Annotated in this window: 18 protein-coding genes; 10 read left to right on the top strand and 8 right to left on the bottom strand. The window is 70.3% G+C overall.

Features of this window, described 5'->3' with window-relative positions:
• Positions 1-237 precede the first annotated feature (237 nt).
• From QFZ67_RS17775 to QFZ67_RS17765, 3 genes are all read left to right on the top strand, one after another.
• Entirely contained in the window at positions 238-504 is a 267-nt protein-coding gene (locus QFZ67_RS17775) for a hypothetical protein (RefSeq protein WP_307662067.1), read from the top strand.
• On the top strand, positions 501-941 hold the full coding sequence (locus tag QFZ67_RS17770; RefSeq protein ID WP_307662066.1) for a hypothetical protein: 441 nt from the start codon (positions 501-503) through the stop codon (positions 939-941). The genes QFZ67_RS17775 and QFZ67_RS17770 overlap by 4 nt, the downstream gene beginning before the upstream one ends.
• Positions 942-1122: 181 nt before the next feature.
• Positions 1123-3120: a translation factor GTPase family protein gene (locus QFZ67_RS17765; protein WP_307662065.1), complete on the top strand. Its 1998-nt coding sequence runs from the start codon at positions 1123-1125 to the stop codon at positions 3118-3120.
• A 45-nt stretch (positions 3121-3165) separates the two neighbouring features.
• Here QFZ67_RS17765 and QFZ67_RS17760 read toward each other — a convergent pair whose 3' ends face one another.
• From QFZ67_RS17760 to QFZ67_RS17750, 3 genes are read right to left on the bottom strand one after another with little or no spacing between them, the layout of a single operon-like run.
• Complete coding sequence (locus QFZ67_RS17760; protein WP_307662064.1) at positions 3166-4542, bottom strand: cytochrome P450; 1377 nt, start codon at positions 4540-4542, stop codon at positions 3166-3168.
• A gap of 20 nt (positions 4543-4562) precedes the next feature.
• On the bottom strand, positions 4563-4799 hold the full coding sequence (locus QFZ67_RS17755) for a DUF397 domain-containing protein (protein ID WP_307662063.1): 237 nt from the start codon (positions 4797-4799) through the stop codon (positions 4563-4565).
• The gene (locus tag QFZ67_RS17750) at positions 4796-5632 is read right to left on the bottom strand and encodes a helix-turn-helix transcriptional regulator (RefSeq protein ID WP_307662062.1); all 837 of its coding nucleotides are present in this window, start codon (positions 5630-5632) and stop codon (positions 4796-4798) included. The genes QFZ67_RS17755 and QFZ67_RS17750 overlap by 4 nt, the downstream gene beginning before the upstream one ends.
• 157 nt (positions 5633-5789) lie before the next feature.
• Between QFZ67_RS17750 and QFZ67_RS17745 the strand changes: the two genes are divergently transcribed.
• Complete coding sequence (locus tag QFZ67_RS17745) at positions 5790-6197, top strand: hypothetical protein (RefSeq protein ID WP_307662061.1); 408 nt, start codon at positions 5790-5792, stop codon at positions 6195-6197.
• A 140-nt stretch (positions 6198-6337) separates the two neighbouring features.
• Complete coding sequence (locus QFZ67_RS17740; RefSeq protein WP_307662060.1) at positions 6338-7657, top strand: S1 family peptidase; 1320 nt, start codon at positions 6338-6340, stop codon at positions 7655-7657.
• A gap of 4 nt (positions 7658-7661) precedes the next feature.
• Here the strand turns inward: QFZ67_RS17740 and QFZ67_RS17735 are convergent, their stop codons facing one another.
• Complete coding sequence (locus QFZ67_RS17735; protein WP_307662059.1) at positions 7662-9323, bottom strand: serine/threonine-protein kinase; 1662 nt, start codon at positions 9321-9323, stop codon at positions 7662-7664.
• Positions 9324-9468: 145 nt separating this feature from the next.
• Here QFZ67_RS17735 and QFZ67_RS17730 point away from each other — a divergent pair, with 145 nt between their 5' ends.
• A complete protein-coding gene (locus QFZ67_RS17730) occupies positions 9469-9963 on the top strand; it encodes a VOC family protein (protein WP_307662058.1) in 495 nt (164 codons plus the stop codon).
• Here QFZ67_RS17730 and QFZ67_RS17725 read toward each other — a convergent pair.
• A complete protein-coding gene (locus QFZ67_RS17725) occupies positions 9923-10405 on the bottom strand; it encodes a MarR family winged helix-turn-helix transcriptional regulator (RefSeq protein WP_307662057.1) in 483 nt (160 codons plus the stop codon). The two genes, QFZ67_RS17730 and QFZ67_RS17725, sit on opposite strands and share 41 nt — an antisense overlap.
• 8 nt (positions 10406-10413) lie before the next feature.
• Positions 10414-11004 (bottom strand): type 1 glutamine amidotransferase family protein, encoded by a 591-nt coding sequence (locus QFZ67_RS17720; RefSeq protein ID WP_307662056.1) that lies wholly within the window; start codon positions 11002-11004, stop codon positions 10414-10416.
• Between the two features lie 307 nt (positions 11005-11311).
• On the opposite strand from QFZ67_RS17720, the gene QFZ67_RS17715 reads away from it, so the two are divergent.
• On the top strand, positions 11312-12667 hold the full coding sequence (locus QFZ67_RS17715; RefSeq protein WP_307662055.1) for an aspartate aminotransferase family protein: 1356 nt from the start codon (positions 11312-11314) through the stop codon (positions 12665-12667).
• Positions 12668-12902: 235 nt separating this feature from the next.
• Here the strand turns inward: QFZ67_RS17715 and QFZ67_RS17710 are convergent, their stop codons facing one another.
• Positions 12903-13835, bottom strand: coding sequence for an NADP-dependent oxidoreductase (locus tag QFZ67_RS17710; RefSeq protein WP_307662054.1), 933 nt, complete (start codon positions 13833-13835; stop codon positions 12903-12905).
• A gap of 105 nt (positions 13836-13940) precedes the next feature.
• On the opposite strand from QFZ67_RS17710, the gene QFZ67_RS17705 reads away from it, so the two are divergent.
• The gene (locus QFZ67_RS17705) at positions 13941-14924 is read left to right on the top strand and encodes a GlxA family transcriptional regulator (protein WP_307662053.1); all 984 of its coding nucleotides are present in this window, start codon (positions 13941-13943) and stop codon (positions 14922-14924) included.
• Here the strand turns inward: QFZ67_RS17705 and QFZ67_RS17700 are convergent.
• Positions 14921-15367, bottom strand: coding sequence for a hypothetical protein (locus tag QFZ67_RS17700; protein ID WP_307662052.1), 447 nt, complete (start codon positions 15365-15367; stop codon positions 14921-14923). The genes QFZ67_RS17705 and QFZ67_RS17700 overlap by 4 nt on opposite strands.
• A 172-nt stretch (positions 15368-15539) precedes the next feature.
• Here QFZ67_RS17700 and QFZ67_RS17695 point away from each other — a divergent pair, with 172 nt between their 5' ends.
• Together QFZ67_RS17695 and QFZ67_RS17690 are read left to right on the top strand one after the other, a co-directional pair.
• Positions 15540-16229: a GntR family transcriptional regulator gene (locus QFZ67_RS17695; RefSeq protein ID WP_307662051.1), complete on the top strand. Its 690-nt coding sequence runs from the start codon at positions 15540-15542 to the stop codon at positions 16227-16229.
• Entirely contained in the window at positions 16226-18652 is a 2427-nt protein-coding gene (locus tag QFZ67_RS17690) for a dolichyl-phosphate beta-glucosyltransferase (protein WP_307662050.1), read from the top strand. The genes QFZ67_RS17695 and QFZ67_RS17690 overlap by 4 nt, the downstream gene beginning before the upstream one ends.
• Positions 18653-18691 lie beyond the last annotated feature (39 nt).

Raw genomic sequence — 18691 nt, 5'->3', positions numbered from 1 at the left:
CACTGCCTGGCGGGCGGCAACGGTAGGAGGGCAGCGGGGGGGTGTGGGAGCGGGTTACTGGTCCCGATGCCGGATGTTCGTCCTGAGGTCACCCTGGGGGTGAACGGCTTCGATGGGCCGGGCAGCTGAACTCGGGCGCTGGCATAGTCCGTTGGCACGTACCCCTACTGAAGGAAGGTCGTCGTGACCATCGCATTAGAGCGCCCGGAAGTGGTATACCGACGGTATACTGTGACCATGGCTGACACCACGATCAAGGTCGACCCTGCCGTCCGTGACCGTCTGCTGGAGCTCGCTCGCGAGCGCGGGATGACCATGCGCGACCTGGTCGCGCAGCTCGCGGGTGCCACGCCCACCAAGGAAGAGCTCCAGAAGCAGTACGAGGAGACCAAGGCGTACGTCGAGGAGCACTTCCTCGGCAGGCCGTACACGGAGGAGGACGAGAAGGCCGGCGAGCAGCTGTGGGCCGACCTTGAGGCCGGACGGATCGGGGAGATCCAGTGACGGCCCGGAAGCAGTATCCGCTGCCGCGTGCCGTCGTCTTCGACGACACCGCCGCCCTCGCGCTCGGCGCAGGCAACAGCATGGCCTCGCGCCTTGTCACCGAGGCCGAGAAGAACCCGGCGCAGCGCGTCTACATCCCGGCCCTGTGCCTGACTGCCGCAGAGGCCGAACGCGCAGGCGTGGCCGAGCACATCGGCGCGCTGCCGTCCGTGGACATCACGGCGCTCGACTTCGCCGGAGCCATGGCGGTCGGCAAGCAGCTGCGCATTGACGCCGACGGCGACGCCCCGGAGAAGGCGGAGAACGACTGGAGCAGCGCGCACGCGCTGCACCTCGCGCGGCCGTCCGTCGAGTGGCCTCGCGGTCGGCCCGTGCTGACGCGGGCACCTTCGCGGTACCGGGGCACTGGCATCCGGACGATCCGGATCGTCGAGTAGTACGCGGTGCGGGACCGGCTCGAGCCCGGTCCCGCACCGGCCATTAAATCGCTTGCCCACCCCGGCAGCCATCCGCTGTACTCCCCGCGACAGCCGAACCACCAGGAGGAGACCTCAATGCGCACTACGTCCATGTCCACCCAGCAGGTAATTTCCACCCACCTAAAGGACATGACGCTTCGTGCGGACGTTGAACCTCGGAATCCTGGCGCATGTCGACGCCGGTAAGACAAGCCTGACCGAGCGGCTCCTCCACACCGCCGGTGTAATCGACGAGATCGGCAGCGTCGACGACGGCAGCACCCAGACCGATTCCCTGGCGCTGGAACGGCAACGCGGCATCACGATCAAGTCCGCCGTCGTGTCCTTCGTCATCGATGACATCACCGTCAATCTCATCGACACCCCCGGCCACCCGGACTTCATCGCCGAGGTGGAACGCGTGCTGAGCGTGCTCGACGGCGCCGTACTCGTCATCTCCGCCGTGGAGGGCGTGCAGGCGCAGACCCGCGTGCTGATGCGGACGCTCCAGCGACTCCGCATTCCGACCCTCATCTTCGTGAACAAGATCGACCGCAGCGGCGCTCAATACGAACCCGTCCTGCGGAGCATTTCCGAGAAGCTCGCCCCGGCGTCCCTCCCGATGGGATCGGCCGACGAACTCGGCACCCGTAGCGCCCGCTGGACGCCCTGCACCGAAGCCGACGCCGCCTTCACCTCCCGTCTCGTCGATCTGCTCGCCGACCACGACGACGCCTTTCTCGCCGCGTACGTCGACGACGAGACGACCGTCTCGTACGCCCGCCTCCGCTGCGAGTTGGCGACCCAGACCGGGCAGGCCCTGGTGCACCCGGTGTACTTCGGCTCAGCCATCACCGGCGCGGGCGTGGATTCGCTGATCGCCGGTGTCAGGGAACTGCTGCCCGCGACGGAAGGCGACGCCGACGGCCCCGTTTCGGGCACGGTCTTCAAGGTCGAACGTGGTCCGGCCGGGGAGAAGATCGCGTACGTGCGCATGTTCTCGGGGACCGTACGAATCCGCGATCGGCTGCAATTCCGCAGTGACGACGAGGGCAAGGCCACCGCGATCAGCGTTTTCGAGCGGGGCTCGGCCGTCCGGCGTGAGTCGGTCACCGCGGGGCAGATCGGCAAGGTCTGGGGACTCGGCGATATCCGGATCGGGGATGAGATCGGCGTATCAGGCAGGACCGGTACGCGTCACTATTTCGCGCCGCCGACGCTGGAAACGGTCGTCGTTCCCTCCCGACCGGCCGAGAAAGGCGCGCTGCACTTCGCGCTGACCCAACTCGCCGAACAGGACCCGCTGATCAACCTGCGGCAGGACGACATTCGCCAAGAAGTGTCCGTCTCGCTCTACGGCGAAGTGCAGAAGGAAGTCATCCAGGCAACGCTGGCCGACGACTTCGGCATCGACGTCACATTCCGCGAGACGACGACCATCTGCATCGAGCGGCCCATCGGCACCGGTTCGGGCTACGAGAAGGACCTCGATCCATTTCTCGGAACCGTCGGCCTGCGCATCGATCCGGCTCCGGTCGGCAGCGGCGTCGAATTCCGGCGTGAGGTCGAGCTCGGATCGATGCCGTACGCGTTCTTCAAGGCAGTCGAGGAAACCGTCAAGGAGACGCTGCACCAGGGGATTTACGGCTGGGAGGTCACCGACTGCACGGTCACCATGACGCACTCCGGCTACTGGCCGCGGCAGAGCCACTCCCACGCCATCTTCGACAAGAGCATGTCGAGCACGGCCGGAGACTTCCGCAACCTGACGCCGCTGGTTCTGATGAGCGCGCTGAAGCAGGCCGGGACCAGGGTGTACGAGCCGATGCACCACTTCCGGCTCGACGCTCCGGCGGACGTGCTGGGGCCGATTGTGTCCGCGCTGGCCCGGCTGGGCGCCGTTCCGCACACGCAGGACGTCCGGGGTGCGTCGTGCCTGCTGGAGGGTGCGATTCCGGCGGCCCGCGTGCATGCGCTGGAGCAGCAACTGCCGGGGCTGACCCGTGGCGAGGGCGTACTTGAATGCGCCTTCGACCGCTACCAGCCGGTCCGCGGCACGACTCCGGCCCGGCCGCGGACGGACAACGACCCGCTCAACCGCGAGGAGTACCTGCTGCGCGTCGTGCGGAGGGTGGCGGGGCGTGGGGCGGGCGCGTGAAGCGGCGCAGGGGCCCGGATCACGCCCGGGCCCCGCACCTCCGCGTCAGGCGGGCGTCCCGCCCACCCGCCGCAGCGCGCACCGCGCCGGGCCCGCCGCTCGCAGGGTGATCCCCGTGTCGACCGGGACATCGACGTCGACCGCGTCCAGCTCGTACTCCCGCAGGATCATCGCCAGCGCCAGCACCGACTCCAGCATCGAGAAGTGCTGGCCGATGCACGCCCGCGGCCCGCCGCCGAACGGGAACCACGCGTAGCGCGGCCGCTCCTTCTCCCGCTCCGGCGTGAAGCGTTCCGGGTCGAAGCGCTCCGGATCGTCCCAGTACCCCGGATGCCGGTGCGTCACCCAGGGCGCGACGATCACATCCGCGCCGGCCGGGATCGTGTGCCCCCCGACCTCCGCCGCCGCGACCGCCCTGCGGCCGATGACCGGACCCGCCGGATAGAGCCGCATCGCCTCCTTCAGTACCTGCGTCAGATACGGGAGTGCGTCGAGATCCGCGGCCCCTGGGGTCCGTCCGTTCAGTACGCGTACGACCTCGTCCCGCGCCCGCGCCTGCTGTTCGGGGTGGCGGGCCAGCAGATGCAGCGCGAACGCGAGCGACGTGGCCGTCGTCTCGTGCCCCGCGAGCAGGAACACCAGCACCTGGTCGCGGATCTCGGACGCGTCGAGGGTCCCGTCCTCCGCGCTCTCGGCCTTGGAGAGGAGCGTCAGCAGATCCTCGCCCGTCGCCGCGTCCCTCTCCGTGCGCCGCTTCTCGATGATCCCGTCGCACACCGCGAACAGATCTTCCATCGCGGCGGCGGCCCGCCGGTTGGCGGGAGTGGGCCAGCTGCGCGGGAAGTTGGCGGGGGAGTAGCCGCGGGTGAGCGTGTACTCCCCGATGATCGGGAAACAGCGCTGCACGACGTCGACCGCCGCCTCGACGTCCGTGCCGAACAGGATGCGGGCGACCGCCCGCAGAGTGAGCCGGGTCGTCTCGTCGACGACGTCGACCGTGGCGTCCGGGGCGGTGCGCCAGGTGGAGAGCAGGGCCGAGGTCTCGGCGGTGACGGCGTCGGCGTAGCCGTCGACCCGGCGGCGCGTGAACAGCGGCTGCACGAGCCGCCGCTGCCGGAGGTAGTCGTCGTCCTGGCTGGTCAGCAGACCGTTGCCGAACGACTCCCGGACCTCCTGGTAAAAGGCGTTGTCCTTACGGAAGTTGGCCGATTTCGTCGCCAGCACCTGCTGGGCGCCCTCCGCGGAGAACACCGCGTACAGCTCGGCCCGCAGCCCGGGCGGGCCCGCGGTGATCCTGACGACGTCTCCGTGCTCGCGCTGTGCGTTGAGGAAGGTGCCGAGCGAGTCCCGCTTGAGCTCGAACATCGAGCCCAGTAACGGCAGACCCGCCGGACCCGGTACCGCTGTGCCCGTCATCGTCATGGCTTCTCCTCCGTACGGGTTCAGCTCGCCCAGTCGAGGAAGTTCGTCCAGGTGGTGGGGGCGATGGCGAAGGTGGGGCCGTCGGCCTGCTTGGAGTCGCGGATGTGGATGGTGTGGGGGCAGGCGGCGACCTCGACGCACTCGCCGCCGCTGTCGCTGCTGTACGAGGACTTGCGCCAGTCGAAGGCCACTTCGATGCAGTCGCCCCCGCTAGGGCTGCTATAGCTGGACTTGAACCACCGCAGGGTGCTGTTCATTGCCGATCTCCTGCCAACCGCTCGATGAGGCCCAGCGATTCACGAGGACCCAGGGCCTGTGCTCGGATCTTCGCATAGCGCTGGGCGTATGTGCTCACCTTTGCGGGGTCGGTGATCAGCAGGCCCTCCTCCTGGGGCTCCAGATACACCAGGCGGTCGTGTTCCGGGGTCTCCACCAAGTTCATTTCACCGTAGGCGCCTGCGTACTCGCCGCTCAGACCGCAGTCCAGCGGCAGCACCTGGAGCGTCACATTGCGCTTCTTCGCGCACTCCGCCAGGTGCCGCATCTGGCCGCGCATCACCTCCTCGCCGCCGATCGTCCGCCCCAGCACGGACTCCTCCAGCACCAGCTCGATCAGCGCCACCGGCTCCCGCTCTAACAGCGCCTTCCGTGCCATCCGCGCCTCGACCAGCTCCTCCACCCGCCCCTCGGACAGCGGCGGGTACCCGCCCCCGATCAGCGCCCGCGCATACTCCTCCGTCTGGAACAGCCCGTGCACGACCAGCGTCGCGTACAGACACAGCCCCACCGCCTTCTGCTCCAGCAGTGCGTAGTTCTTGAACTGCGCCGGGTACTTGTCCAGCCGTACATGCGTCCGCGCCTCCTCGAAGATCCCCGTCCCACCCCCGAGCACCCTCTCCAGTTCCACCAGCATCTGGTCGCTCGCGGGCTGCGCGCACGTCTCCATCGCGCTCACCGCCGCGCCCGTGAAGCCGATTTCGTTGCCCAGCTGTTCCTGTGTCCATCCCTTCTGCACCCGCATATTGCGCGCCACATTCGCCACCAGGCGCGTCGCCGGACCCGCAGTTTCCTTATTCTCCGCACGTGCCATTTACGATCACCGCTTCGACTCAACCGGACTCAACCGGTCTCAACCAGTCCCCGCCGAATTCGACCCATCGCAAAGGGAGTTCGAGCAGGTCAACGTATGCCGGACCCCCTCCTCGCAGTCATGGAAAACGCTAGCCAAGGTCACCCAGACTGTCCTTGTGGATACGCAAAGTCGCCAACTAAACCTCGATTGGATTCCGGCTTCCGGATTCCAGTTCCGTAAGGCAGGCGTGCAATTCGACGCCGTACGCGTAGACGACGAGGATGGCCGTCGTCTCGCCGACCTCCTGGAGCAGCTGACCGGCGGTGACCCCGGGCCCGTCGTCATCGAGGCGTACGGGCGGCGGTCGGTCTACTTCCTCGTACCGGCAGGGACTACCTCCCACCGGCCCTGGCCGCGTGGCGTGACCCGGCTCAACTCAGGCCCCGCGCACGTGAGCTACATCCCCGTGCCCGCCCTTCGCGGCCGCACCTGGCCGCTGTCCTGGCGCTTCCCGCCGACCACGGCGGACCGGTTCGTACACCCGCTGCTCCTGCGTAATGCCGCGTCAGCGCTGCTCAGCTGACCCCGACGGGCGTCCTGCGCGATCCGACTCCGACGCGGGGTGAACAGGACGGCGGGGCGGTACGTACTGAGTGTGGGGGCCCCTGGTTTCAGGGGCCCACGGGCTTGTTACGCCATGTCGGTACGACCTTGGGGCCGCGTATGAGGCACGCACGACGCAAACTCCAGCGGATCGCCCGGCTGGCGGCCGTCGGCGGACTGGTCTGCGGCGGGCTGATGGTCTCGAGCGCGATGGCGGGCGAACCGCCCGACCCGTCCGCCGACCCGGTCGCGAGTCTGGTCTCGCGGCTCGGCGCCTCCCGTACCGCAGGGAGTTGGATGGGGGCCGACGGGCGCCCGGTCGTCGCAGTGACCGACGTGGACGCGGCGGACGAGGTACGGGAGGCGGGGGCGCGCGCCGAAGTCGTGCGCTACAGCATGGGGGAACTCCGCTCGGCCACCGAGGCCCTGAGTGCGGCGCCCCGGGTGGCCGGTACCGCTTGGGCGGTGGACTACGCGTCCAACAGGGTCATGGTGCGCGCCGACAGCACCGTCTCCTCCGACGACTGGTCGCGCATGTCCGGCGTCGCCGAGGGGATCGGCGGGTCCGTCCACATGGAACGGACCGAGGGCACGTTCACCACCAGGGTGAACGGCGGCGTCCCGGTCTTCTCCGGCGACGGCCGCTGCACCGCGGGCTTCAACGTGACCGATGGCCAGAACACCTTCATACTCACGGCCGGGCACTGCGGCCCCGTCGGCACCACCTGGTTCCAGGACCGGCAGGGCGACCAGCTGGTCGGTACCACGACGAACGGCTCCTTCCCGGGCGCTGACTTCTCCCTTGTGCGGTACGAGAGTGGCAACCCACCCGACGGAGCCAACATCGTGGGCATCGGCGGTGGCCGGGCGGTGCGGATCGTCGGCGCGGCCGATCCCGTCGTCGGTCAGCGCGTCTTCCGCAACGGCAGCACCACGGGGTTCCGCTCCGGAGAGGTGACCGCGTTGAACGCGACGGTGAACTACCCCGAGGGCACGGTCACCGGCCTGATCGAGACCACGGTCTGCGCCGAGCCCGGCGACAGCGGGGGCCCGCTGTTCTCGGAGGGTCTGGCGCTCGGCGTGACCTCGGGCGGCAACGGGGACTGCACCACCGGGGGCACGACGTTCTTCCAGCCGGCGACCAAGGCGCTGGAGGCCCTCGGGGTAAGCCTGTCGCTCGGCGATCCGGGTTCCGGTGGCGGGGGCGGCCCGGCCGACCCCGCCCCATCGGCGGCCGGAGCCGTCCCGCCGGGGTCGCCCGGGTCTTCGGGGGTGGCAGACGGATCGAGGAGGATCACCGGGATCACGGACTTCGGAAGTCTCGGCTCCGGGCTGGTCGTCATCGGCGCGAGTCTGGTCGGACTGGTGGGCGCCCGCTGGATTCTGTCGGCCCAGGAGCGGAGGAACTTCCGGAGCTTCTACAGCGCGAGCTGGGGCTGAGGTCTCAGCCCTGCTTCGTGTACGTGATCGGCGCGCCGCCCGAGCCCACCAGCTCGCGGACGATCGTGGTGTCGTCGGGCATGTCCAGGCGGCTCCACTGGCCCGGTGAGCACTGCTTCGGGTCGCCGAACGTGACCTGGGTCGGGCCCAGTTCGAGCGGCGGGCCCGGGGCGCGGAGGGTGGCCGACCAGCGGCAGTCGTAGTTCGGGCCGGTGCCCGACAGGGTCATGACCGTCTCGCCCGTCGCGCCCTGGGTGATCGTCATGACGCGGGTGTTGCTGCCGTCGGCGGTGTCGAAGGAGCCCTGCCAGGTGCCGACGTACTCCTGCGGGACGCTGCCGTCCTGGGTCGGGGGCGGGGAGGAGGACGTACTCGGGCCGGGTGTCGCCGAGGTGGCCGGTGCCGAGGTCGTCGGTCCCGGCTTGGGATCGTCGGCGGCCTTCTTCTTGCCGATGTCGCCCAAGAACGCGTAGACCGAGGTGCCTGCCGCGACCGCGACGAGCAGGGCGACGGCGACGAGGGCGATGGTGCCGCGGCGCCGCGGGGGCGCGGGGGCATGGAGTGTGGGGAAGTGCGGGGCGGGACCGTGCTGCTGGGGCTGCTGGGGGTAGCCGTAACCGGGCTGCTGGGGGGAGCCGTAGGTGTAGTTGTTGTGCCTGTACGCCATGGGCAGGGGCGGCGGGGGTGTGGGCATCCGCACGGGCGGCTTCGGGGCGTCCACGCTCACCGAGGTCATCGTCGGCGGCTGCTGCGCCGGTGCCGCGGGGGGCTGTTCCACCTCCAGCAACTGGACCGCGTGGCGGCCGAGTTGGGCGATCAGCGCGCCGGGCAGCCAGGGCTCGGGGTCCGCGTCGGAGGCCGTGCGTTCCAGGATCTGCTCGATCGTCGGGCGGGCCTCGGGGTCCTTGTCGAGGCAGTCCCGTACGAGATCCAGCAGGCTCTCGGGGAGGTCCGCCAGGTCCGGCTCCTCCTGCGCGATGCGGAACATCAGCGCGTGCACGCCGCTGTCCGCCGAGCCGAAGGGGAGCCGGCCGGTCGCCGCGTACGCGAGGACCGAGCCGAGGCAGAAGATGTCGCACGCGGCGCTCACGCGGTCGCCGCGTACCTGCTCGGGGGCCATGAAGCCGGGGGAGCCGACGAGCGCGCCGGTGCGGGTCAGGCCACCGTCGGTGACCGTTTCCAGGGCGCGTGCGATGCCGAAGTCGATGACGCGGGGGCCGTCGATGGTGATCAGGATGTTGGACGGCTTGAGGTCGCGGTGGATGAGGTCTGCCGCGTGGATGTTCTGCAGGGCGCGCGCGAGGCCGGAGGCGAGGATGCGGACCGAGCGCTCGGGGAGCGGGCCGTGCTCGCCCGAGACGACGGTGTGCAGGGCGGGCCCGGCGATGTAGCCGGTGGCGACCCAGGGGATCGGGGCCTCGGTGTCGGCGTCGAGGACGGGGGCGGTCCACTCGCCGCCTACCCGCAGCGCCGCGCGTACCTCCTGGCGGAAGCGGCTGCGGAACTCCTCCTGTTCGGCGAGTTCCTGGCGTACGAGCTTGACGGCGACCGTGCGGCCGCGGTCGGAACGGGCGAGGAAGACCTGGCCCATGCCTCCCGCGCCTAGGCGGGCCAGCAGTCGGTACTCGCCGATGCGCTGTGGATCCCCTGGTGCCAGCTGCTCCATCGCCGCGCGCCTTCCCCCCGTACCGCTTTTGTTGGACGGACCGAGGATAGTGCGCCGTCAGCCGGGCCTTATAGGCCAGGATCTGACCTACTCGCCGCCTACCGTCGGCCCTACGAGCCCGACCCCCGTACGCGAGGAGACTGTCATGGCCGTCAAGCCGGTTCCCGAGGGCTACACCAGCGTCACGCCGTGGATCATTTCGCAGGACACGGCGGGCGTCATCGACTATCTGAAGGCCGCTTTCGGGGCGGTCGAGCTGGGGCGGATGACCGGCGAGGACGGCCGGATCGGGCATGCGGAGGTACGGATCGGGGACGCCGTCGTCATGCTCTTCGACGCGCCGAGCGCCGACTGGCCGCCGACGCCGGCGTTCCTGCGGCTGTACGTCGAGGACGCGGACGCGGTCCACCGGCGGGCGGTGGAGGCGGGTGGCCATTCGGTCACGGAGGTGACGCATCTGTTCTTCGGGGACCGGGTGGGGCGGGTGCGGGACCCGTTCGGGAACCTGTACTGGATCCAGACGCACATCGAGGATGTGAGCGAGCAGGAGATGGAACGGCGGCTCGGGGACCCGGTGTTCACGAAGGCGATGGACTACGTCACGAGCGCGGACTTCTTTCCGGCAGCTCCTCGCCACTGATGGTGTCCAGGGCCTTGGACAGCTGCTCCAGGACTCTGACCGTCTCGGCGAACTGCTCGGTGCCGAGGGCGGATTCGAGGCGGCCGGCCAGCCACGCGTGACCGGGGTCGATCTTCCCGATCGCCGCGCGCCCCTCGTCGGTGGCGTGGAGCAGCTTGGCCCGGCGGTGGGCCGGGTTGGGGCCGTACGCCGCGAGGCCCTGCTCGACCATGATGTCGGCGATGCGCTGCACGCTCTGGCGGGTGATCCCCATCGTCCGGGCGATGCCGGCGACGGTCTGGGGCTCGCGCAGCACGGCTCCGAGTACCTGCCACCGGGCCGCGGTCAGTCCGGCCTCCCTCGCCAACTCGTCGGAGACGGTGAGGAATTGGCCGTTCAGCCGGAAGACGCCCAGCGCCGTCCGGGTGAGCAGCTCCTGTGGGTGGGTCTCAGGACGGCTCATGCTTCGAGTCATCCTTCGAGGATCTCGTACGCGGAGGCGTCCGAGTCGTGGAAGAGCCGATACCAGGCGTCCAGCTTCTCGCCCTCGTACACACCGAGCCGAGCGAAGACCTCGCGGGCGAAGGCGACGGGCTCGGTGGGTCCCGCGGTGATCAGGTCGCCGTCGGTGACGGCGTCCGTGTCGCGGTAGTGCTCACCGCCCTTGTAGCCGGTGGCGTCGAGGTAGAAGGAGACGGCGCTGGTGTGCTCGCGATCGTCGAGCAGCCCCTCGCGGGCGAGCCCGGCGGTGGCCCCGCAGATGGCGGCGACGGGCACCCCGGCATCGAGGAACTCGCGCGCCTTGGCGGCGAAGGGGGCGAGGTCGTCGCCGGTGTCCCAGAGGTTCGCGCCGGTGAGGATGAGGAGGGCGCTGTCCTCGGGGCGGAGTCCGGTGAGCGCGAGGTCGGGCTGGATGCGGACGCCGCCCATGGTGGTGACGGGGTCGCTCGTGGGGCCGACGGTCTTGACGGCGAAGCCGTTCTGGGTGAGGTGGGCGGTGGTGTGGCCGGTCTCCCAGTCGGCGTAGGTGTTGTAGACGGCGAGATGAACGGTGCGGTTCATGGTGGCCTCCTGGTTGGATGACAGCAGCCTGTCATGTCGACAGTATGCTGTCAATGTCCATCGGGACGCCTGGTCCCGTTCGAGGCTCCGCCCCGAACACCGCGCCTCGATCGCCGGCGGGGCTGGAAAATCCAGCCCGTCCTCCGATTGAGGACATGCGGCCGAAGGTCGCATACGGGGTCGGGGCTTGCCACGGTTCGGGAAGGGTCGGGTAGGGGAAAGGCCCGACACACTGCCCAGCAAAGTGGCCCAAGCCATACACCGTGGCCATGTCCGCCCCCACCTGCGCGTCTCTACCCTGAGGCCCATGACCCCTCATCCCGACCCCCAGGCCGGCGCTGCCGTGAAGGCCGCAGACCGTGCGCATGTGTTTCATTCCTGGTCCGCCCAGGGCCTGATCGACCCGCTCGCCGTCGCCGGTGCCGAGGGCTCGTACTTCTGGGACTACGACGGGAACCGCTACCTCGACTTCACCAGCGGCCTCGTCTACACCAACATCGGCTACCAGCACTCCAAGGTCGTCGCCGCGATCCAGGAGCAGGCCGGCAAGCTCACCACCTTCGCGCCCGCGTTCGCCGTCGAGGCGCGTTCCGAGGCCGCACGCCTCATCGCCGAGCGCACCCCCGGCGACCTCGACAAGATCTTCTTCACCAACGGCGGCGCCGAGGCCGTCGAGCACGCCATCCGGATGGCCCGTCTGCACACGGGCCGACCGAAGGTCCTGAGCACCTACCGCTCGTACCACGGCGGCACCGCCACCGCGGTCAACGTCACCGGTGACCCGCGCCGCTGGGCCTCCGACAACGGCACCTCCGGCGTCGTGCACTTCTGGGGGCCGTTCCTCTACCGCTCGCCGTTCTACGCGACGACCGAGGCCGAGGAGTGCGAGCGCGCGCTCCGGCACCTGGAGGACACCATCGCCTTCGAGGGTCCGGCGACCATCGCCGCGATCATCCTGGAGACGATCCCCGGGACCGCCGGGATCATGACGCCGCCGCCCGGCTACCTCGCGGGCGTACGCGAGATCTGCGACCGGTACGGGATTGTCTTCGTACTCGACGAGGTCATGGCGGGCTTCGGGCGCACCGGCAAGTGGTTCGCCGCCGAACACTTCGATGTGACGCCCGACCTGCTGACCTTCGCCAAGGGCGTCAACTCCGGTTACGTGCCCCTCGGCGGCGTCGCGATCAGTCAGAAGATCGCCGCGACCTTCGAGACCCGCCCCTATCCGGGCGGACTCACCTACTCCGGCCACCCCCTCGCCTGCGCCGCCGCCGTCGCCACGATCAACGTGATGGCGGAGGAGAAGGTCGTCGAGAACGCGGCCCACATCGGTGAGACGGTCCTCGGCCCGGGCCTGCGGGAGCTCGCCGAGCGGCACCCGAGCGTCGGTGAGGTGCGCGGCACGGGCGTGTTCTGGGCGCTGGACCTGGTCAAGGACCGGGAGACGCGCGAACCGCTGGTGCCGTACAACGCGACGGGCGCGGCGAACGCCCCGATGGCCGCGTTCGCCGCCGCGTGCAAGAAGAACGGCCTGTGGCCCTTCGTCAACATGAACCGTACGCACGCGGTGCCGCCCTGCAATGTCACCGAGGCGGAGGCGAAGGAGGGGCTGGCGGCGCTGGACGCGGCGCTGTCGGTCGCCGACGAGCACGCGGCGTAGCTCGGCCGGGGCGCTGCCCCGGGCCCGCTCCTCAATCGCCGGAGAGGCTTGATTTCGCGTCCGGGACCGCGCCTCAAACGCCCGCGGTGCTTGAGTTTCCGCCGGACGGGCGGAAACTCAAGCCCGTTGGGGGTCCCCCCGGACGAAGTCTGGGGGAGATTGAGGACACGCGCGAAGCGCGTACGGGGGTCTGGGGGCTTGCCCCCAGTTCGGGAAGGGGCGGGCTGGGGAACAGCTACGCCACCGTGAGGACGATCTTGCCGGTCGTACGGCCCGCCTCGCCGATCTCGTGCGCCTTCCCCGCCTCCTCCAGCGGCAGCACCGTGTCGACATGCACGCGCAGCTTCCCCGCCTCGATCAGCGCCGCGATCTCCTTCAGGCCGCCGTTGTCGGGCTCCACCATGGTGAACCCGGCGCGCAGGCCCCGCTGTTCGGCCACGGCCGCCAGGGACGCCTCGGCCGGGGACGCGATCGAGACGACGATGCCGCCCGGGCGCAGGGTCCGCAGCGAGCGCGTGCCGTACTCGCCGCCGATGGTGTCGAGTACGACGTCGATGTCGCGGGCGGCCGTGACGAAGTCGGTCTGCGTGTAGTCGATGACCTCGTCCGCGCCGACGCCGCGCAGAAAGTCGTGCTTGGGCGAGCGTGCCGTGCCGATGACATACGCGCCGCGGGCCTTGGCGATCTGGACGGCGAGATGGCCGACGCCGCCCGCCGCCGCGTGGACGAGGACCCGCTGACCGGGGCGTACATCGGCGGTGTCCACCAGGGACTGCCAGGCGGTGAGCCCGGCGAGGGGGAGCGCGGCGGCCTCCACGTGGGAGATCCCGGCGGGCTTGCGGGCCAGATGGCGCGCGGGCGAGGTGATGAACTCCGCGTACGTGCCCGCCGGTTGGGGCAGCCGCGGCATGCCGAACACCTCGTCGCCCGGCCGGTACATCGTCACGCCCAGGCCGACCTCCTCCACCACGCCCGAGACGTCCCAGCCGAGCGGGATCGGCTGCCCGCCCAGCAGGCCGCCGGTCGCACGGTGCCACCAGTCGGTCGGGTTGACGCCGGCCGCGTGCACCCGGACGAGGACCTCGGAGAACCCGGGCTCGGGCCTGTCGATCTCGACGACTTTGAGGACTTCGGGTCCGCCGAGGGTGTCCTGGCCGATGGCGCGCATGGTCCCAGCTCCTTGGGGTGGTCTGTCGGTGTGTACGGACAACCCTGCGGGAGACGACCACGCCCTTCGAGTGGCCAGATGGTCAGGATGTGCAAGGATCTGGCCATGCATCGTGTCGTGGTACTCGCGCTCGACGGCGTCTATCCCTTCGAAATGACCATTCCCGTCCGGATCTTCGACACCGCGCAGGGAGCGGACGGCGAGCGGCTCTACGAGGTGATCACCTGCAGCCTCGACGGCGGTCCCATCCGCACCAGCGCCGACTTCTCCGTCACCGTCGCCCACGCGGCCGACGTGCTGGCGACCGCGGACACCCTGGTGATCCCGCCCTTCGCCTGTGGCCCTGACGAGCAGCGGGACTGGCTGCCCGAACCTCTCGCCGAGGCGTTCGCCCGGCTGCGGCCCGGCACCCGGATGGTGTCGATCTGCACCGCCTCGTACGTCCTCGCCGCCGCCGGGTTGCTTGACGGCCGCCCGGCGACCACGCACTGGAACGAGGCCGCGCGCTTCCAGCGGATGTTCCCTGAGGTCAAGGTCGATCCGGGCGTGCTGTTCGTCGACGACGGCGATGTGCTCACCGCGGCGGGCGTCGCCGCGGGCGTCGACCTGTGCCTGCATCTCGTACGCCGCGACCACGGCAGCGAGGTCGCTAACCGGGTGGCGCGGCTGTGCGTCGTACCGCCGTGGCGGGAGGGCGGCCAGGCGCAGTTCATCGAACGCCCGGTGCCGGAGCCCTCCGCGGCGACCACGGAGGCGACCCGCGCCTGGGCGCTCGGGGAGCTCGGACGGCCGCTCACGCTCGGGGAGTTGGCCGCGCATGCGCGGATGAGCGTACGGACGTTCTCGCGGCGGTTCCGGGACGAGGTGGGGATGACGCCGGGGCAGTGGCTGACGCAGCAGCGCGTCGAGCATGCGCGCAGGCTGCTGGAGACGACGGACTGGCCGGTGGACCGGGTGGCGGGGGAGGCGGGGTTCGGGACGGCGGCGTCGCTGCGGCAGCACATGGCGGCGACGACCGGGGTGTCGCCGATGGCGTACCGCCAGACGTTCCGCGCGCAGGATGGCCGGGGCCGTCCGGCGGCCGTCTAGTCCCCAATCCCCGGACGGGCCGGTTCCACCTCCAGGAAGCGGCGGTGGCGGGGGCCCCGGTACAGCAGCGCCTCCCAGCCCAGGCCCGTCAGCCTGGAGGCGCACTCCGTGAGCTTCGTCTCCTCCTCCTGAGCCGCACCGCTGCCCGGCGGGCCCAGCCAGTCCACGCAGACCATGCGCGGGTGGTCGGAGGCGCGTACGCGATAGCCCGTCGCCGTCCGGGCACCCGAGGCGTCCAGGGCGGACGGCGGGATGCTCGCGGCCTCCAGGGTCAGGGCGACCGCGCGCACCATCTGATTGAGCTCCCAGGCGGCGGGGGCGGTGCCGGTGACGCGGCGGATCTGGAGCAGGCCGTCGAACGCGGTCCGCACCTCCGCGGCCCGGTCGCGGTCGCGCCGCACAACCTCGCCGTCGCCGGTGGCCGGCTCGAAGACATGAGCCATGGCCGCCACAGTAGCGGCCACGGGCCAGGTCGCCGCGGCCGTCGCCGTACTCGAGGCCACAGCCGCCTCGAGGCCGCAGTCGCGCCCGCGCCGTCCAATCCGTATGCCCCTCACCCGGTTCGTAACCTCTGGCCTATCGTGTCCGGGACCCCCGGCGAAGGAGAAAGCCACGATGCGCGGTACAGACAGCAGTACCGCTGTCACCCGCAACACCCTGCGGCGACAGATCGCGGACGCGCTGCGTGACGAGGTTCTGGCGGGGCGTCTGCAGCCCGGACAGGAATTCACCGTCAAGCAGATCGCCGAGCAGTACGGCGTTTCCGCGACGCCCGTCCGGGAAGCCCTCGTCGATCTCTCCGCCCAGGGGCTGCTCGACTCCGACGAGCACCGGGGCTTCAAGGTGCACCAGTTCTCGGTCGAGGACTACCGCGGCATGATCGAGGCCCGCTCCCTGATCGTGGACGGTGTGTTCCGTCACATCTCCAAGCGCGGCGCCAAGCGCGGCTCCGGCATCCACGGCAAGGCACTCGTGTCCGTACGCCGCCGGGCCGAGGAGGCCGCCCGCGCGGCCCGCTGCGGGGACCTCGACATTCTCATCGGCTACGACCTGCGCTTCTGGCGCGAGCTCAGCGAGGTCGTCGCCAACCGCTACATCTCCGACTTCCTGCACCGGCTGCGCGTCCAGGCCTGGGTGTTCGCCGTCCCCTATCTGCGCGCCGACGCCGAGCTGGGGGACTGGCTGTGGAGCGGCCACGAGGACCTGGTGGACGCCGCCGCGCTCGGCGACTCCGACAAAGCGCGCGCGGTGATCGACTCGTACAATGACCATGGGCTCGCCTGGGCGGATCGACTGGAGCGGTGAGCGTGGATCTGAGCGTCGTCGTCCCGGCGTACAACGAGGAAGAACGGCTGGGCCCCACCCTTGACGCCATCTGTGCGCATCTGCGCGGGGAGCCGGGCCGTTGGGGCGACTGGGAGCTGATCGTCGTGGACGACGGCTCCACCGACGGCACCGCCAAGATCGCAAAGCAGGCCGCGGCCGAGGAGCCGCGCATCCAGGTCGTCTCCGGCGACGGCAACCACGGCAAGGGCAGCGCCCTGCGCCTGGGCGTGCTCTCCTCGTACGGCCGGCGCGTCCTGATCACCGACGCCGACCTCGCGACGCCCATCGAGGAGCTCGACCGCCTCGACAAGCAGCTCGCGGCGGAGGACAGCGCGGCGGCGATCGGCTCGCGCGCGCACCCCGACTCCCGTATCGAGGTGCACCAGCGGCGTTCGCGCGAATGGCTCGGCCGGATGGGCAACCGCCTCATACGCGCCGTCGCGGTGCCCGGCATCCACGACACCCAGTGCGGCTTCAAGCTCTTCGACGGCGACAAGGCGCGCGCGGCTTTCGCCGACTCGCGGCTCGACGGGTGGGGGATCGACGTCGAGATACTGCGGTTCTTCCGGCGCGAGGGCTGGCCGGTCACGGAGGTCCCGGTGCGCTGGTCGCACCAGGCAGGCTCCAAGGTCAAGCCGTTGGACTACGGCAGGGTGCTGCTGGAACTCGTCAGGCTGCGGGCACGTGCCGTACGCCCCGTCGACCTCGCCGTCACCGGCCTCTTCCTGCTCGCTTCCGTGCTGCTCTACAAGGGGCTGTGGACCGACCTCGATCGCGGCTACCTCGCCGACGCGGGCTCGGACCAGAACCAGTGGGAGTGGTTCTTCGCGGTCACCGCCGACAATGTCGTGCATCTGCGGAACCCCCTGTTCACGACCTTGCAGGGGTATCCCGACGGCGTGAATCTGATGGCGAACACCGTCATGCTCGGGCTCTCCGTCCCGCTCACGCCCGTCACTCTGCTGTTCGGCCCGACTGTCACCTGGGCGCTGGTGCTCACGCTGGGACTGACGGCGACGGCGACGGCCTGGTACTGGCTGATCGCCCGGCGGCTGACGACGAACCGGTGGGCGGCGGCGCTCGGCGGCGCCTTCGCCGCCTTCGCGCCGCCGATGATCTCGCACGGCAACGCGCACCCCAACTTCCTTGTGTTGTTCATGATTCCGGTGATCATCGACCGGGCGCTGCGGCTGTGCGAGGGGCGCAATGTCGTACGCGACGGGGTGCTCCTCGGCCTGTTCGCGACGTATCAGATCTTCCTCGGCGAGGAGCCGCTGCTGCTCGCGTCGATGGGCATGCTGCTCTTCGCGCTCTCGTACGCGCTCGTGCGCCGCGATGTGGCGCGGACGGCCTGGCAGCCGCTGCTGCGCGGGCTCGCCGTCGCAGCGGGCGTCTGTCTGCCGCTGGTCGCCTTCCCGCTGGGCTGGCAGTTCTTCGGCCCGCAGAGCTATGCGAGCGTGCTGCACGGCGACAACATGGGCAACAGCCCGCTCGCCTTCCTGGAGTTCGCGGGCCGCTCGCTGATGGGATCGGACGAGGGCGCGGACCCGCTCGCGTTCAACCGCACCGAGCAGAACGCCTTCTACGGCTGGCCGCTGGTCGCGCTGGCGGCGGCGATCGTGGTGCGGCTGTGGCGGGTTGCGCTGGTCAAGGCGCTTGCCTTTACGGGGGTGGCGGCGGCGTTCCTCTCGCTCGGCCCGAAGTTCCGCATCCCGTACACCGACATCGTGCTCACCGGCCCGTGGCGGGCGCTGGCCCATCAGCCGCTGTTCGAATCGGTCATCGAGTCGCGGGTGGCGATGATCTGCGCGCCGGTGCTGGGCGTGCTGATCGCGCTGGCGGTCGACCGGCTGCTGGCCACCCGGGAGCGGGTGAACCGGGCGGTGGGTCTGGCGGCGGTGGCCGCGGCACTGGTGCCTGTGCTGCCGACGCCGTATCCGGTGCGGGAGCGTGCGGAGATCCCGGCGTTCGTCACGGAAGGGATGTACAGCGCGTATCTCTCCGAGGGCGAATCGGTGGTCACGGTGCCGCTGCCCTCCCCCGGCAATGCGGAGGCCCTGCACTGGCAGTCGGCCACCGGGCTCGGCTTCCCGGTCGCCGGCGGCTACTTCAACGGGCCTTGGGGCCCGGAGCGCATGGGCATCTACGGCGCGACGCCCCGGCACACCTCCAACCTCTTCAACGATGTGCGCAGCAGCGGGCGGGTCCCGGTGATCGGCCCCAACTGGCAGGCGCAGGCGCGCGGCGATCTGGCGGCGTGGCGGGCGGGCGTGGTGGTGCTGGCGCCGCAGTACAACGACGTGGCCCTGTATGCGACGGTGGAGAAACTGCTCGGCCGACCGGGCAAGCGTGTGGGCGGCATGTGGGTATGGGATGTGGGGGCGGAGCGCGTGCGGGGCTGACCGGCACCCTTCGCTGAATGTACCTGGGGCACTACGCTG

The organism is Streptomyces sp. V1I1, from assembly GCF_030817355.1.
In the GTDB taxonomy this organism is placed as follows: Bacteria; Actinomycetota; Actinomycetes; order Streptomycetales; family Streptomycetaceae; genus Streptomyces.
This window is presented reverse-complemented; position numbering and strand designations above follow the sequence as displayed.